Genomic DNA, 14,557 nt, shown 5'->3' on the forward strand with positions numbered 1-14,557 from the left:
GCCGGACACCAGCCGCCGACCGGTCACTGGAGACCGGCGTGGCGCAATGCATGGAGGACGTGACGTGGCGAACGACGCCAGCACCGTTTTCGACCTAGTGATCCTCGGCGGTGGCAGCGGTGGGTACGCCGCGGCCCTGCGCGGGGCGCAGCTGGGCCTGGACGTCGCCCTGATCGAGAAGGGCAAGGTCGGCGGTACCTGCCTGCACAACGGATGCATCCCCACCAAGGCCCTGCTGCACGCGGGTGAGATCGCCGACCAGGCCCGCGAGAGCGAGCAGTTCGGTGTGAAGGCCACCTTCGAGGGCATCGACATCGCGGCCGTCCACAAGTACAAGGACGACGTCATCGCCGGCCTGTACAAGGGTCTCCAGGGGCTGATCGCCTCCCGCAAGGTCACCTACATCGAGGGCGAGGGCCGGCTGTCCTCCCCCACCTCCGTCGACGTGAACGGCCAGCGCGTCCAGGGCCGCCACGTCCTGCTGGCGACCGGCTCCGTGCCGAAGTCGCTGCCGGGCCTGGAGATCGACGGCGACCGGATCATCTCCTCCGACCACGCCCTGGTCCTGGACCGCGTGCCCAAGTCCGCGATCGTCCTGGGCGGCGGCGTCATCGGGGTCGAGTTCGCGTCCGCGTGGAAGTCGTTCGGCACCGACGTCACGATCATCGAGGGCATGAAGCACCTCGTCCCGGTCGAGGACGAGAACAGCTCCAAGCTGCTCGAGCGCGCGTTCCGCAAGCGCGGCATCAAGTTCAACCTGGGCACCTTCTTCGAGAAGGCCGAGTACACCCAGGACGGCGTCAAGGTCACCCTGGCGGACGGCAAGGAGTTCGAGGCCGAGGTCCTGCTCGTCGCCGTCGGCCGCGGCCCGGTCTCGCAGGGCCTGGGCTACGAGGAGGCCGGGGTCGCGATGGACCGCGGCTACGTCCTGGTCGACGAGTACATGCGCACGAACGTCCCGACGATCTCCGCCGTCGGCGACCTCGTCCCGACGCTCCAGCTCGCGCACGTCGGCTTCGCCGAGGGCATCCTGGTGGCGGAGCGGCTGGCCGGTCTGAAGACCGTCCCGATCGACTACGACGGTGTCCCGCGGGTGACGTACTGCCACCCGGAGGTCGCCTCCGTCGGCATCACCGAGGCCAAGGCCAAGGAGATCTACGGCGCGGACAAGGTCGTCGCTCTGAAGTACAACCTGGCGGGCAACGGCAGGAGCAAGATCCTGAAGACCGCGGGCGAGATCAAGCTCGTCCAGGTCAAGGACGGTGCGGTGGTCGGCGTCCACATGGTCGGCGACCGTATGGGCGAGCAGGTCGGCGAGGCCCAGCTGATCTACAACTGGGAGGCGCTGCCGGCCGAGGTGGCCCAGCTCATCCACGCCCACCCGACGCAGAACGAGGCGCTCGGCGAGGCCCACCTGGCCCTGGCCGGCAAGCCCCTGCACTCCCACGACTGACGCCCTCAGTCACCGGGCGCGACGACACAGACTTCCGCACTTCTAAGGAGCAACCGAAACCATGGCGGTTTCCGTAACCCTTCCGGCGCTCGGCGAGAGCGTCACCGAGGGCACTGTCACCCGCTGGCTGAAGGCCGAGGGCGAGCGCGTCGAGGCCGACGAGCCGCTGCTCGAGGTGTCCACCGACAAGGTCGACACCGAGATCCCGGCCCCCGCCTCCGGCGTGCTGTCCTCCATCAAGGTCGCCGAGGACGAGACGGTCGAGGTCGGTGCCGAGCTGGCCCTGATCGACGACGGCTCCGGCGCCCCCGCGGCCGAGCAGGCCCCCGCGGCCGAGCAGGCCCCGGCCGCCGAGCAGGCCGCCCCGCCGGCCCCCGAGCCGGAGCCGCAGGCCCAGCCGTCCACCGAGCAGCCCGCCCCGGCCCCGGCGCCCACCGCCGAGGCCGCGTCCGGCGGCGGTTCCGCGCAGGGCACCGACGTGGTCCTGCCGGCGCTCGGCGAGTCCGTCACCGAGGGCACCGTCACCCGCTGGCTGAAGTCGGTGGACGACACCGTCGAGGCCGACGAGCCGCTGCTCGAGGTGTCCACCGACAAGGTCGACACCGAGATCCCCGCCCCCGCCTCCGGCACCCTGCTGGAGATCGTGGTCGGCGAGGACGAGACCGCCGAGGTCGGCGCGAAGCTCGCCGTCATCGGCGAGGCCGGCGCCGCTCCGGCCGCCGCCCCCGCCCAGGAGGCCCCGGCCGCCCCGGCGCAGCCCGAGCCGGCCCCGGCCCAGCCCGAGCCGGCTCCGGCTCCGGAGCCCACGCCGGCCCCGGCCGCCCCGGCCCCGCAGCAGGCCGCTCCGGCTCCGCAGCAGGCCGCCCCGGCGCCCGCTCCCGCCCAGGCTCCGGCTCCGGCTCCGGCCGCACAGGCTCCCGCGGCTGAGGCCCCGGCCGCCGCCAAGGGCTCGGACGACGGCGCCTACGTGACCCCGCTGGTGCGCAAGCTCGCCGCCGAGAACGGCGTCGACCTGTCCACCGTCAAGGGCACCGGCGTCGGCGGCCGCATCCGCAAGCAGGACGTGCTCGCCGCCGCCGAGGCCGCCAAGGCCGCCGCGCCGGCCCCGGCCGCCGCCGCTCCGGCCGCCTCGAAGAAGGCCCCGGCGCTGGAGGCGTCCCCGCTGCGCGGCCAGACCGTGAAGATGCCGCGGATCCGCAAGGTCATCGGCGACAACATGGTCAAGGCCCTGCACGAGCAGGCCCAGCTGTCCTCGGTCGTCGAGGTCGACGTCACCCGTCTGATGAAGCTGCGCGCCCGGGCCAAGGACGCGTTCGCGGCGCGCGAGGGCGTCAAGCTCTCCCCGATGCCGTTCTTCGTCAAGGCCGCGGCCCAGGCGCTGAAGGCCCACCCGGTCATCAACGCCAAGATCAACGAGGCCGAGGGGACCATCACCTACTTCGACACCGAGAACATCGGTATCGCGGTGGACTCCGAGAAGGGCCTGATGACCCCGGTCATCAAGAACGCCGGCGGCCTCAACATCGCCGGCATCGCCAAGGCCACGGCGGAGCTGGCGGGCAAGGTCCGCGGCAACAAGATCACCCCGGACGAGCTCTCGGGCGCGACCTTCACCATCTCCAACACCGGGTCGCGCGGCGCGCTCTTCGACACGATCATCGTGCCGCCGGGCCAGGTCGCGATCCTCGGCATCGGCGCCACGGTCAAGCGTCCGGCCGTCATCGAGACCGAGGAGGGCACGGTCATCGGCGTCCGCGACATGACCTACCTGACCCTCTCCTACGACCACCGCCTGGTGGACGGCGCCGACGCGGCCCGTTACCTGACGGCGGTCAAGGCGATCCTGGAGGCCGGCGAGTTCGAGGTCGAGCTCGGTCTGTGAACCGGGCGGTGACCACGGACCGCTGATCAGGTCCCTCGGTGCCCCCGTCCGGAAGCCCTCGCGGCTTCCGGACGGGGGCACCGTCACATGGGGCGTGTAAGTCTCGTCTCACCTGGGCGAGAGCGCCCCCGCGCGCCCCACCCGGGCGGGCTCCCGGCCGTATTGTCTATTCGTCAAAGCCCCCCGGGGGCCCGCGGGCCCCGCTAAGGAGCCCGTCATGACCGCGCCCGTCGTCCACTCGCTGCGCGAACAGATCCGCGAGCACATCCTGGAAGGGATCATCAGCGGGCGCTGGAAGCCGGGCGAGCGGATCGTGGAGCGGCGCATCGCGACCGAGCTGGAGGTCAGCCAGACGCCCGTGCGGGAGGCGCTGCGCGAGCTGGAGTCGCTGCGGCTGATCGAGTCGGCGCCGAACAAGGGCGTGCGGGTGCGGAACCTGACCGCGGCCGACCTGGAGGAGAGCTATCCGGTCCGGGCCGGTCTGGAGGCGATCGCGGCGGAGCTGGCGGCGGGGCGGCTGGCGGAGGACTGCTCGGCGCTGGAACCGCACGTGGCCGCGCTGTACGAGGCGGACCGGCTGTCCGACGGGACCGCGCAGGTGCGGCACACGGTGGCGTTCCACCGGGAGCTGGTGCGGGCGGCGGGGAACTCGGTGCTGCTGCACACGTGGGAAGGGCTGGGGATCGAGGTGTTCACGGCGCTGTCGATACGGTGGCTGGGCACCGTGCAGCAGTCCTACGCGGAGGAGCACGAGGAGCTGGTCGCGGCGTTCCGCCGGCGCGACCCGCGCATCGCGGAACTGGTCAAGGCGCACGTGCTGGGGTGTGCCCCGCGCGCTTGAACAACCGTTTCGCGCGGTTCCCCGCGCCCCTGAGGGAGTGCGGGGAACCACGCGAAAAGGCCCCCACCGGCCCGCGGTCGACACACCTCCGAAGCGTCCCGCGCTCGCCGGCGCACACCCCATCTCACCTGGGCGAACGCCCAGATCATTCCGTCACCCCGTGCCACCGCCGGAGGCACCCCGTGCCGACTTTCTCCAGATCAAGAGATTTTGCCCCTCAACCCTTTGATCGATCATCGATCACGGAGTTATTGTCGCCTGCGGACTTCCACCGAAGTCCGCAGCCCTGTCCTGCCAAAGACCAAGGGCACCCCCGAACCCTTTGAGGGCACCCCCTTCGACTGAGGAAGGCGGCGACATGACCGACCCCAACGCCATCCAGCCGAGCGAGCTCGACCAGCTCCCGGACCGCGACCCCGAGGAGACCGCCGAGTGGCAGGCCTCCCTGGACGCCGTTGCCGCGGCGGCCGGGCCGCACCGTGCCGCGTACCTGATGCGCCGTACGCTGGAGCGTGCCGAGGGCGCCGGCGTCGCGCTGCCCAAGCTGCTCGAGACCGACTACGTCAACACCATCCCCACCGCGGCCGAGCCCGCCGTGGACGGCGACGAGGCGCTGGAGCAGCGCATCACCGCCTGGAACCGCTGGAACGCGGCGGCGATGGTGACCCGTGGCAGCAAGTACGGCGTCGGCGGCCACATCGCCACCTTCGCCTCGGCCGCGTGGCTCTACGAGACCGGTTTCAACCACTTCTTCCGCGGCAAGGAGGGGGACGGCTCCGGCGACCAGCTCTACATCCAGGGCCACGCCTCCCCCGGCATCTACGCCCGCGCCTTCCTCGACGGCCGGATCAGCGAGGAGCAGCTCGACAACTTCCGCCGCGAGGCCGGCGGCAACGGCCTGCCCTCCTACCCGCACCCGCGGCGCCTGCCCTGGCTGTGGGAGTTCCCCACCGTGTCGATGGGCCTCGGCCCGATCTCCGCGATCTACCAGGCGCGCTTCAACCGCTACCTGACCAACCGCGGCATCAAGGACGTCTCCGACTCCCACGTGTGGGCGTTCCTCGGCGACGGCGAGATGGACGAGCCCGAGTCGACGACCGCGCTCACCCTGGCCGCCCGTGAGCAGCTGGACAACCTGACCTTCGTCGTCAACTGCAACCTGCAGCGCCTCGACGGGCCGGTCCGCGCCAACTTCAAGATCGTGCAGGAGCTGGAGGCCCAGTTCCGCGGCGCCGGCTGGAACGTGATCAAGACCCTGTGGGGTTCGGCCTGGGACGAGCTGTTCCGGCTCGACACCACGGGCGCGCTGGTCCGCCGCCTCCGCGAGGTGCCGGACGCACAGGTGCAGACGTACCAGACGCGCGACGCCGCCTACATCCGCGAGGACTTCTTCGGCGCGGACCCGGCGCTCGTCGAGATGGCGAAGCTGCTGAGCGACGACAAGATCCTCGAGTGCTTCCACTTCTCCCGCGGCGGCCACGAGTCCCGCAAGGTGTACGCCGCGTACAAGGCCGCGCTCTCCCACAAGGGCGCGCCGACCGTGATCCTGGCGCAGACCGTCAAGGGCCACACCCTCGGTGAGGGCTTCGCCTCGAAGAACGCCAACCACCAGATGAAGAAGCTGACGGTGGACGAGTTCAAGGCGATGCGCGACCGCCTGGAGCTGCCGATCCCGGACTCCCGGTTCACCGACGGCGTGGTGCCCTACGCGCACCCGGGCGCCGACTCCCCCGAGGTCCGCTACCTCCAGGAGCGCCGCGCCGCCCTCGGCGGTCCCGCCCCGGCCCGCCGGGTGCACCCGGTCGCGCCGCTGCCGCTCCCCGCCGACAAGGCGTTCACCGCCTTCGACAAGGGCTCCGGCTCGCAGAACGTGGCCACCACGATGGCGTTCGTCCGCCTGGTCAAGGACCTGGTCCGCGACAAGGAGACCGGCAGGCGCTGGGTGCCGATCGTCCCCGACGAGGCGCGCACCTTCGGCATGGAGAGCCTCTTCCCGTCCCTCGGCATCTACTCGCCGATGGGCCAGACGTACGAGCCGGTCGACCGTGACCAGCTGATGTACTACAAGGAAGCCAAGAACGGCCAGATCTTCAACGAGGGGATCACCGAGGCCGGCGCCATGGCCGAGTTCATCGCCGCGTCGACGTCGTACGCGACGCACGGCGAGACGATGATCCCGTTCTACATCTACTACTCGATGTTCGGCTGGCAGCGCACCGGCGACCAGATGTGGCAGCTCGGCGACCAGCTCGGCCGCGGCTTCCTGGTCGGCGCCACCGCGGGCCGCACCACGCTGACCGGTGAGGGCCTCCAGCACGCCGACGGCCACTCCCCCGTCATCGCGGCGACCAACCCGGCCGCCCTGACGTACGACCCGGCGTTCGCGTACGAGATCGCGGTCATCGTCAAGGAGGGCCTGCGCCGGATGTTCGGCGAGGCGGAGCCGGGCGAGGACCAGGACGTCTTCTACTACCTGACGGTCTACAACGAGCCGCTGCCGCAGCCCGCGAAGCCGCAGGCGGCCGGCATCGACGAGGGCATCGTCAAGGGCCTGTACCGCTTCAACACGGCGGAGTCCGCGGGCCTGTCCCCCGCCGCCAACGCCCCGCGCATCCAGCTGCTGGGCTCCGGCACGGCGATCCACTGGGCGCTGAAGGCGCAGGCGATGCTCGCCGAGGAGTGGGGCGTGGCCGCCGACGTGTGGTCCGCCACCTCGTGGACCGAGCTGCGGCGCGACGCGATGGAGGCCGACGAGGCCCTGCTGCGCGGCGAGGAGCGGGTGCCGTACGTCCGGCAGGCGCTCCAGGGCGCCGACGGCCCGGTGCTGGCGGTGTCCGACTACATGCGCCAGGTCCCGGACCAGATCGCGCAGTGGGTCGAGCAGGACTACACCTCGCTCGGTGCCGACGGCTTCGGTCTGTCGGACACCCGTGAGGCGGCCCGTCGCCACTTCGGCGTGGACGCCGAGTCCATCGTCGTCGCGGCCCTGGCCCAGCTCGCCCGGCGCGGCGAGGTGCAGGCCACCGCGGTGAAGGAGGCCCGGGAGAAGTACGGCCTGTAGGGCTCGAGGTGCGGGGAGGCCCCCGTCGTCACGCGTGCGCGCGGGGCGGCGGGGGCCTCTTGCATGATGGGCGCATGCGTGCTGCCCGGTTGATCAAGATGGTGCTGCTGCTGCAGTCCCGGCCCTCCATGACCGCCGCCGAACTGGCCCGGGAGCTGGAGGTGTCGGAGCGGACGGTCACCCGGGACGCGCAGGCCCTGTCGGAGGCGGGCGTGCCGGTGTACGCGGACCGGGGGCGGATCGGCGGCTACCGGCTGGTCGGCGGGTACCGGACCCGGCTGACGGGGCTGGCCCGCGGCGAGGCGGAGGCGCTGTTCCTGTCCGGGGTGCCGGGCGCGCTGCGCGAGATGGGCCTGGAGGACGCGGCCTCGGCGGCCCGGCTGAAGGTGTCCGCCGCGCTGCTGCCGTCGCTGCGGGACGCCTCCCGGACGGCCGCGCAGCGGTTCCACCTGGACGCGCCGAACTGGTTCCGCGAGCCGGAGACGCCGGAGCTGCTGCCGGCCGTGGCGGACGCGGTGTGGGACGACCGGCGCATCACCGCCCGCTACCGGCGCGGGGCGGGCGGGCAGCGGCGCGAGGTGGAGCGGGAGCTGGAGCCGTACGGGCTCGTGCTGAAGGCGGGCGTCTGGTACCTGTGCGCGCGGGTCGCGGGGCGGGACTCCTTCCGGGTGTACCGGATCGACCGGTTCACGGCGGTGGAGCCGGGAGAGGAGCGGTTCGAGCGGGCGGAGGACTTCGAGTTGCCCGCGTTCTGGGAGGAGCGGGCGGAGCAGTTCGCGCGGTCGATCCTGCGGGCGGACGTGGTGGTGCGGCTGACGGCGGAGGGGATGCGGAGGCTGCCGTACGCGGTGGACCCGGTGTCCGCGCGGGAGGCGCTGGAAGGGGTGGCGGAGCCCCGCGCCGGTGAGTGGGTCACCGTGAGGCTGCCGGTGGAGTCGGAGGAGGTGGCGCGGGTGCAGCTGACCGCGCTGGGTGCGGAGGCGGAGGTGGTGGAGCCCGTGTCGTTGCGGGAGTTCTTCGCCTCCGAGGCGGAGCGGTCGGTGCGGTTGTACCGGGGGTGAGGGGGCTGAGGGCGCGCGTTCGGTTCGTTCGCCCCCTCCGCCCCTTCCCTTCCCGTCCCCGGGGGCTTCGCCCCCGGGCCCCGTTCGCGCGGTTCCCCGCGCCCCTGGAGGGGCGCGGGCCGGTGATGTCCGGTCCCGGCCTCCCTCCGGCTCCGGCGGAGCCGGAGGGCACGCCGCTCGGGCTCGGGAACGAGGCGCTGCTCGCCGCGCGCTACCCGCGGCTGTGGGAGAGGTTCCGCGGGGACTGAGCCGCGGGGCGCGGACGCCGGGCGCCGGTCACAGGCGCCGGTGCGGGCTCGGCGCGTGGCGCAGGGGGGCCGCGTTGGCCTGCATGAGGGCGGTGGCCGTGGAGGCCGCGGGTCCGAGGACGACGGCCGCCGCGGCGCACAGCGCGGTCCAGGGGCGGCGCAGGGCGTCCGCCCAGGTCGTACTTCGGTCAGGGGTGTCGCTCATGGGCTCAGCTCTTCGTTCCGTGCGTCGCCTGTCGCGGTGACGCGCTGTGTGTCGGTGCCGGTGCCCCGGCCGGGGCCGGTTCCGGCGTCGCGGCCCTGGAGACGGGCCGCGAGGTCCCTGATCTCCGGGAGCCGCGCGTGCAGGGCGGCGCCCGGGCAGTCGGTCATGTAGCCGTCGCTGTGCCCCGCGACGGCGGGCAGGGTGGCGGTGGTGCCGGCCGCGTACCGGCTGCCGCCGTTGCTGGAGACCAGCCGCACCTCGGCGCGCGGGTCGGTGCCGGAGGGGCCGAGCTTCCAGGCGGTCACCGCGGCGATCGCGCGCAGCATCACGTCCGGTACCTCCGCGCCCTCGGTGAAGGTGCCGAGGGCGGCGATGCCGGCGGTGCGGTGGTTGAAGCCCTGGGTGTGGGCGCCGGTGACGGGGCGGTCGGCGCCGCCCGCGCGGCCCTCGTAGACGGTGCCGCAGCGGTCGACGACGAAGTTGTAGCCGAGGTCGTCCCAGTCCCGCCCCTGGGTCTGCCCCTCGTACAGCGCCCGGATGATGCCGGGGGCGTCGGCGCAGTCGTACCCGTTGGGCGAGTCGGTGTGGTGCAGGAACACGGCGACGACCTGGTCGTCGTAGCGCGGCGGGGGCTGGTCGCGGGCCGCGTCGCCGATCCATGCCGCGCGCGGCACGATGTCCGGCCGGGGCGCGTGGAAGACGGGCGCGGGACGGACGGCGGCCCGGGCGTCGGACTCGGCGGCCCGTTCCACGCCCTGGGCGCTCAGCACCAGCGCGACGGCGGCGGCCGCGCCCGGGACGAAACCGAGGGGCGCGGTGACCGCCCGGGGCAGCCGCGTGCGGCCGGGCCCGCCGGGTATCCGGGGCGGGCGGGGTTTCCGCGCGCCGCGCGGTCTCCTGGGGACACGCATGGTCTCACTGTGGGTGCGGCCGGCGAAGCACGCGACATCTGCTCTGCCAGTCGGTGGACGACCGGTGGAACCATCGTCCCGATGCGTGACGTTCTCCCCGGTGCACGCGCGCCTCGCGGGCGTTCTCCCCGCGTCCGGACGGCGCGTGGCTGATCATCGGGCCCCCGGGCCCCGTATTGAGGGTCGGCGGTCCCGAGAGAAAGGCGGCGTGCGTGGAGCTGCTCGACATTCTGCTGATGCTGGTCGTCCTGGCCTATGCGGCGTCCGGTTACCGGCGCGGACTGGTCGCCGGCTGTGTGTCCCTGGCCGGTTTCGTGGGCGGCGCGGTCGTCGGCGTGTGGATCCTGCCGTGGGTGATGGACCTGGTGACGCCGGGGACGACGCGGGCGACGGTGACGGCGGTGGTCACGGTGCTGCTGCCGGCCGTGGTGGGGCACGAACTGGCGGGGCGGCTGGGGCTGCGGCTGCGCCGGGAGCTGGACCGGGGCCCGCTGCGGGTGGCGGACGGGGTCGGCGGGGCCGCGGCGAACGCGGTGGCGGTGCTGATCGTGGCGTGGGTGGCGGCGAGCGTGCTGGGCGCGTCCTCGTCGCCGCTGGTCACGTCGGCGATCCGGGACTCGCGGCTGCTGGGCGCGGTGCAGGACGCGATGCCGGACACCACGCCGGCCTGGTTCTCGCGGGCCACCTCGGCGCTGACCGAGGCGGGTTTCCCGCAGGTGTTCAACCCGTTCGAGAACGAGTCGACGGCGGAGGTCGCCGCGCCGACCGGGGACAACGTCACGGCGGCCGCCACCCGTGCCGCGCGGCGCAGCACCGTGAAGGTCGAGGGGGTGGCAGGCGTCCAGGGCCGCGAGGGCAGCGGGTTCGTGTACGCGCGGGAGCGCGTGATGACCAACGCGCACGTGGTGGCGGGCATCGACGAGCCCACCGTGCGGGTGGGCGGGGTCGGGCGGGCGTACGAGGCGCGGGTGGTGCTGTTCGACCCGCGGACGGACGTGGCCGTGCTGTACGTACCGGATCTGCGGGCGCCGGTGCTGGCCTTCGACGACGACGCCGGGCGGGGCGCGGCGGCGGTGGTGGCGGGCTATCCGCAGGACGGCGACCTGGATCTGCGGGCGGCGACGGTCGCGGCGCGGGTGCAGGCGCGGGGGCGGAACATCTACAACGACGCCCCGGTCACCCGGGAGATCTACTCGATCCGCTCCACGGTCCGGCCCGGGAACTCCGGCGGTCCGCTGCTGACCACCGACGGGCGGGTGTTCGGGGTGGTGTTCGCGCGGTCCACCTCGGACGTGGAGACGGGGTACGTGCTGACGGCGGACGAGGTGGCGGACGAGGCCGCGCGGGCGGCCACGGCGACCACGGCGGTGGACACGGGGCGGCCGGTGGCGTCGTAGCGGGAGCCGCCGTCAGAGAAGGCTCCGCCCCCTGTGGACGGCGTCGGCGTGACGGCCGCCGAGGTGGAACCCGCCGGGCAGCACGTCCTCCACCGCGAAGCCCTCGGACGCGTACAGCGTGCGGGCGACGGTGTGGGGGCCGAGGACCGGCAGGGTGATCCGGCGCGCTCCCCGGCGACGGGCCCCGGCGACGGGCGGCCCGCACCGACGCCCGGCCGGCGCCCGTGCCGCGGGCCTCCCGTCGCGGCGGCCAGGCCGCAGATCCGCAGCACGTGCGCGTGGGACGACGGCAGGGCGGTGGGCCGGGCGAGCCGGACGCAGCCCACGAGCCGTCCGTCGTCCTCGGCGACGAGAGGGGCGTCCGGGCCGCGCGTCGGGCGGAAGAAGGGCTCGTCGGGTCCGGACGCCGGCCTGACCTCGTGCAGCGGTGACCAGGTCTCCCGGTCCGGACGGGCCAGGGCGTCCTCGTCGTCGGGGCGGGGGGGGACGCGTGAGCGGTTCCGGCATGCGCGTCACTCCGCGACTCCACGTGCCGTCCCCACCGTGATTTCCCGTGCGGCCGGGGCAGGATGGACGCCATGGAACATGCGCGGATCGCGGTGGCCGGGGCGTCCGGACTGATCGGCTCTGCCCTGGCGCGGTCGCTGACGGCGGACGGGCACACGGTGGTGCGGCTGGTGCGCCGGGCGCCCCGGTCGGCGGACGAGGTCCGCTGGGACCCCGGGCGGGGCTCCGTGGACGCGGCGGGGCTCGCCGGGTGCGACGCGGTGGTGAACCTGGCGGGCGCCGGGGTGGGCGACCGGCGCTGGACGGACGCGTACAAGGACCTGATCCGCTCCAGCCGGGTGCGGGGGACGACCGCGCTCGCCGAGGCGGTCGCCGGGCTGCCTGAGGACGCCAGGCCGCGGGTGTTCCTGAACGGCAGCGCGATCGGCTACTACGGCGAGACCGGCGACCGGGCGGTGGACGAGAGCGCGCCCCCGGGCGAGGGGTTCCTGCCGGAGGTGTGCGTGGACTGGGAGGCCGCCGCGGCGCCGGCCCGGGAGGCGGGCGTGCGGACCGTGTTCGCGCGCACCGGCCTGGTGGTGGCGCGCGGCGGCGGGGCGTGGGGGCGGCTGTTCCCGCTGTTCCGGGCCGGTCTGGGCGGGCGGCTCGGGGACGGGCGGCAGTACTGGTCGTACATCGCGCTGCACGACGAGGTGGCGGCGCTGCGGCATCTGCTGGACACCGAGGGGCTGTCCGGGCCGTTCAACCTGACGGCCCCCGAGCCGCTGACGAACCGTGAGATCACCGCGGCGATGGCGCACGTCCTCAGGCGTCCCGCCGTGTTCGCGGTGCCGGCGCCGGTGCTGCGGACGGTGCTCGGCGAGATGGCGGGGGACGTGCTGGGCAGCGCGCGGGTGCTGCCCACGCGGTTGCTGGAGTCGGGGTTCCGGTTCGCCTTCCCGCGGATCGAGGGGGCGGTCAGGGCGGCGCTGTGAGGGACGCCGTGGGGGTGACCGCGCACGGACGCGAGCTGACGGCGCCGGGCAGCGACCTCCCCTGACCCCTCTGCGACCGGATCGCGCCCGTACGGGGCGCGTATGCGACCGTCGTGCGCCCGTGCACGGTGCGTGCGCGCCTGACCCGGCGACCGGACACGGACCTAACCTCGAGCCGAACTCGGGTATCCCTGGGGCCTGTTGAGGGCATGACGTCTCCAGCGCCCGCGCAACCTCGAGGAGGGGCACGTGCTAGAGCCCACGCACCAGGCGGACGTCGTCGTCGTGGGAGCCGGGGTGGCCGGACTCTCCGCGGCACGACGACTGACCAGCGCAGGACTGTCCACCGTCGTCCTGGAGGCCGCCCATGAGGTGGGGGGCCGCATGGCGACCGAGCAGGTCGACGGCTTCCGTCTGGACAGAGTCGGCCGGCTGCTGTCGACGGCATGCGCCGAACTGCACGTCACCCCGGGGCTGGAGGGCCTGGTCCTGCGGCCGTTCGCGCCCGGTGTCCTGCTGCACAGCGACGGGCGACATCATCGCGCCGGAGCGCGGGCGGGCGCCCGGCGCGCACGGGGAGCACGGAGCGCGAGGAACGCGAGGGGCGCGCTTCACGCGGTGCGTGCCCTGGCGAACGCCCCCCTGCCGGGGCCGCGCAGGCCGGCGGCGGTGCCCGGGCGGCAGGTGTCCGCGCCCCGCAACCGGGGCGGCGCCCCGCTGGGCACGGCGCTGGACCAGGCCCGGCTGGGGGCCGCGCTGAACCGGCTGGCGGGCACGTCGGCGGAACGGCTGCTGGCCCGCCCCGAGACGACCGCCGCCGAGGCGCTACACGGCCGGGGCCTGCCCGCCCGCACCGTCGACGGCTTCCTGCGCCCCCTGCTCGCCGCCCTGTTGTGCGACCCGGAGCTCACCACGTCCAGCAGGCCGGCGGACCTCGCCCTGCGGGACTTCGCGAGCGGACGGCTGTGTCTGCCGGAGGGCGGGGCGGAGGCGCTGCCGCGGCTGCTGGCGCGGGCGCTGCCGCCGGGCACGGTGCACACGGGGGTGCGGGTCACCTCCGTGTCGACGACGTCGGTGACCACCGCGGAGCACGGGGAGTTCCGGTGCGCGGCGGTGCTGGTCGCGACCGGCGCGCGGGCCGCAGCGGAGCTGCTGCCGGGGCTGCGGGTGCCGGACTTCCATCCGGTGACGGTGGTGCACCACACCACCGACGAGCCGCCCGGCACGGGCACCTCGCTGCTGCTGGACGCGGACCGGGGCGGGCCGGTGGCGCACACGGCGCTCGTCAGCGCGGTAGACCCCTCCCGCGCCCCGGCCGCCCGCACGCTGGTGACCTCCACGGTCCTCGGCCCGGCCACGGCGGACACCGACACGGCCGTGCGCACGCACCTGGCGCGGCTGTACGGGGTGCCGACGGCACGGTGGGAGACGCTGGCGGTACGGCACACCGCCGACGCGGTCCCGGCGATGCGCCCGCCGCACGACCTGCACCGTCCGGTACGGCTCCTGGCCGGCCTGTACGTCTGCGGCGACCACCGCGACAGCGGCACGGTCCAGGGCGCCCTCCGCTCCGCCGACCGCGCGGCCACCGCCCTCCTGACCGACCTGGGAGCAGGCCGTCCGATGCACACGGCCGACCCCGTCCCCACAGTCCGGGCAGCCTGACCCCCGCCCCGGACGGACCCCACGAACCGGCGCCCGCCGACGGTGAACACACCCTCGGCGGGTGCCTTCCACCTCAGACGCCCCCTGAGCAAGGACGCGCCCGGCACCCGCACCGGCGCTCGGAACACCGCACGGCCTCGCACGGCACGCTCCCGGACCGGCTGGGCGCCTCCCCGCCCGGGATGCGGCGCGCGTCCCGCGGCCCGGGTCGGCGACTCCTCCGTGCCGCATCCGGTCCGCCCCGGGAGCCGCCTCGCGTCCTGCGCGACGCGGCGGCCGTGCTCCGCGCCGGCGGCCCCATGCCCGCACACGCACCACGCACCGGGCGGAAGCCGTGAGCACGCCGTGCAGG

General features: G+C 74.3%; 10 protein-coding genes and 1 pseudogene. 9 read left to right on the forward strand and 2 right to left on the reverse strand.

The features are described from left to right. Positions 1 to 64 precede the first annotated feature (64 nt). The 6 genes and pseudogenes from lpdA to ACWH4W_RS30185 form a co-directional block, all read left to right on the forward strand. Positions 65 to 1,453: a dihydrolipoyl dehydrogenase gene (gene lpdA / locus ACWH4W_RS30160; protein ID WP_198602576.1), complete on the forward strand. Its 1,389-nt coding sequence runs from the start codon at positions 65 to 67 to the stop codon at positions 1,451 to 1,453. A gap of 61 nt (positions 1,454 to 1,514) precedes the next feature. After that, complete coding sequence (gene sucB, locus ACWH4W_RS30165; RefSeq protein WP_473078970.1) at positions 1,515 to 3,335, forward strand: 2-oxoglutarate dehydrogenase, E2 component, dihydrolipoamide succinyltransferase; 1,821 nt, start codon at positions 1,515 to 1,517, stop codon at positions 3,333 to 3,335. A 217-nt stretch (positions 3,336 to 3,552) separates the two neighbouring features. Then, positions 3,553 to 4,176, forward strand: coding sequence for a GntR family transcriptional regulator (locus ACWH4W_RS30170; protein ID WP_473078971.1), 624 nt, complete (start codon positions 3,553 to 3,555; stop codon positions 4,174 to 4,176). Positions 4,177 to 4,534: 358 nt separating this feature from the next. Next, complete coding sequence (gene aceE / locus ACWH4W_RS30175) at positions 4,535 to 7,237, forward strand: pyruvate dehydrogenase (acetyl-transferring), homodimeric type (protein ID WP_473078972.1); 2,703 nt, start codon at positions 4,535 to 4,537, stop codon at positions 7,235 to 7,237. 74 nt (positions 7,238 to 7,311) lie between these two features. Then, positions 7,312 to 8,298 (forward strand): helix-turn-helix transcriptional regulator, encoded by a 987-nt coding sequence (locus tag ACWH4W_RS30180; RefSeq protein WP_473078973.1) that lies wholly within the window; start codon positions 7,312 to 7,314, stop codon positions 8,296 to 8,298. Between the two features lie 140 nt (positions 8,299 to 8,438). Next, positions 8,439 to 8,546: pseudogene (locus tag ACWH4W_RS30185) on the forward strand (DUF4240 domain-containing protein); the annotation flags it as partial. Positions 8,547 to 8,574: 28 nt separating this feature from the next. On the opposite strand, the gene ACWH4W_RS30190 reads toward ACWH4W_RS30185, so the two are convergent. Next, a complete protein-coding gene (locus ACWH4W_RS30190; protein ID WP_365415829.1) occupies positions 8,575 to 8,751 on the reverse strand; it encodes a hypothetical protein in 177 nt (58 codons plus the stop codon). Continuing rightward, the gene (locus tag ACWH4W_RS30195; RefSeq protein ID WP_473078974.1) at positions 8,748 to 9,662 is read right to left on the reverse strand and encodes a peptidoglycan recognition protein family protein; all 915 of its coding nucleotides are present in this window, start codon (positions 9,660 to 9,662) and stop codon (positions 8,748 to 8,750) included. The genes ACWH4W_RS30190 and ACWH4W_RS30195 overlap by 4 nt, the downstream gene beginning before the upstream one ends. Positions 9,663 to 9,874: 212 nt before the next feature. Here ACWH4W_RS30195 and ACWH4W_RS30200 point away from each other — a divergent pair, with 212 nt between their 5' ends. The 3 genes from ACWH4W_RS30200 (at position 9,875) to ACWH4W_RS30210 (ending at position 14,205) form a co-directional block, all read left to right on the forward strand. Continuing rightward, positions 9,875 to 11,059, forward strand: a complete 1,185-nt coding sequence (locus ACWH4W_RS30200) for a MarP family serine protease (RefSeq protein WP_473078975.1) — start codon at positions 9,875 to 9,877, stop codon at positions 11,057 to 11,059. A gap of 578 nt (positions 11,060 to 11,637) precedes the next feature. Then, complete coding sequence (locus ACWH4W_RS30205) at positions 11,638 to 12,540, forward strand: TIGR01777 family oxidoreductase (RefSeq protein WP_473078976.1); 903 nt, start codon at positions 11,638 to 11,640, stop codon at positions 12,538 to 12,540. Between the two features lie 249 nt (positions 12,541 to 12,789). Continuing rightward, positions 12,790 to 14,205, forward strand: a complete 1,416-nt coding sequence (locus ACWH4W_RS30210; RefSeq protein WP_473078977.1) for an NAD(P)/FAD-dependent oxidoreductase — start codon at positions 12,790 to 12,792, stop codon at positions 14,203 to 14,205. Positions 14,206 to 14,557 lie beyond the last annotated feature (352 nt).

The organism is Streptomyces sp. DSM 120436, assembly GCF_055778765.1.

Excerpts from the sequence above, each read along its gene's own strand:
- ACWH4W_RS30170 (WP_473078971.1), top strand. The coding sequence starts at position 3,553 with ATGACCGCGCCCGTCGTCCACTCGCTGCGCGAACAGATCCGCGAGCAC.
- sucB (WP_473078970.1), top strand. The coding sequence starts at position 1,515 with ATGGCGGTTTCCGTAACCCTTCCGGCGCTCGGCGAGAGCGTCACCGAG.
- aceE (WP_473078972.1), top strand. The coding sequence starts at position 4,535 with ATGACCGACCCCAACGCCATCCAGCCGAGCGAGCTCGACCAGCTCCCG.
- ACWH4W_RS30180 (WP_473078973.1), top strand. The coding sequence starts at position 7,312 with ATGCGTGCTGCCCGGTTGATCAAGATGGTGCTGCTGCTGCAGTCCCGG.
- ACWH4W_RS30190 (WP_365415829.1), bottom strand. The coding sequence starts at position 8,751 with ATGAGCGACACCCCTGACCGAAGTACGACCTGGGCGGACGCCCTGCGC.
- ACWH4W_RS30195 (WP_473078974.1), bottom strand. The coding sequence starts at position 9,662 with ATGCGTGTCCCCAGGAGACCGCGCGGCGCGCGGAAACCCCGCCCGCCC.
- ACWH4W_RS30205 (WP_473078976.1), top strand. The coding sequence starts at position 11,638 with ATGGAACATGCGCGGATCGCGGTGGCCGGGGCGTCCGGACTGATCGGC.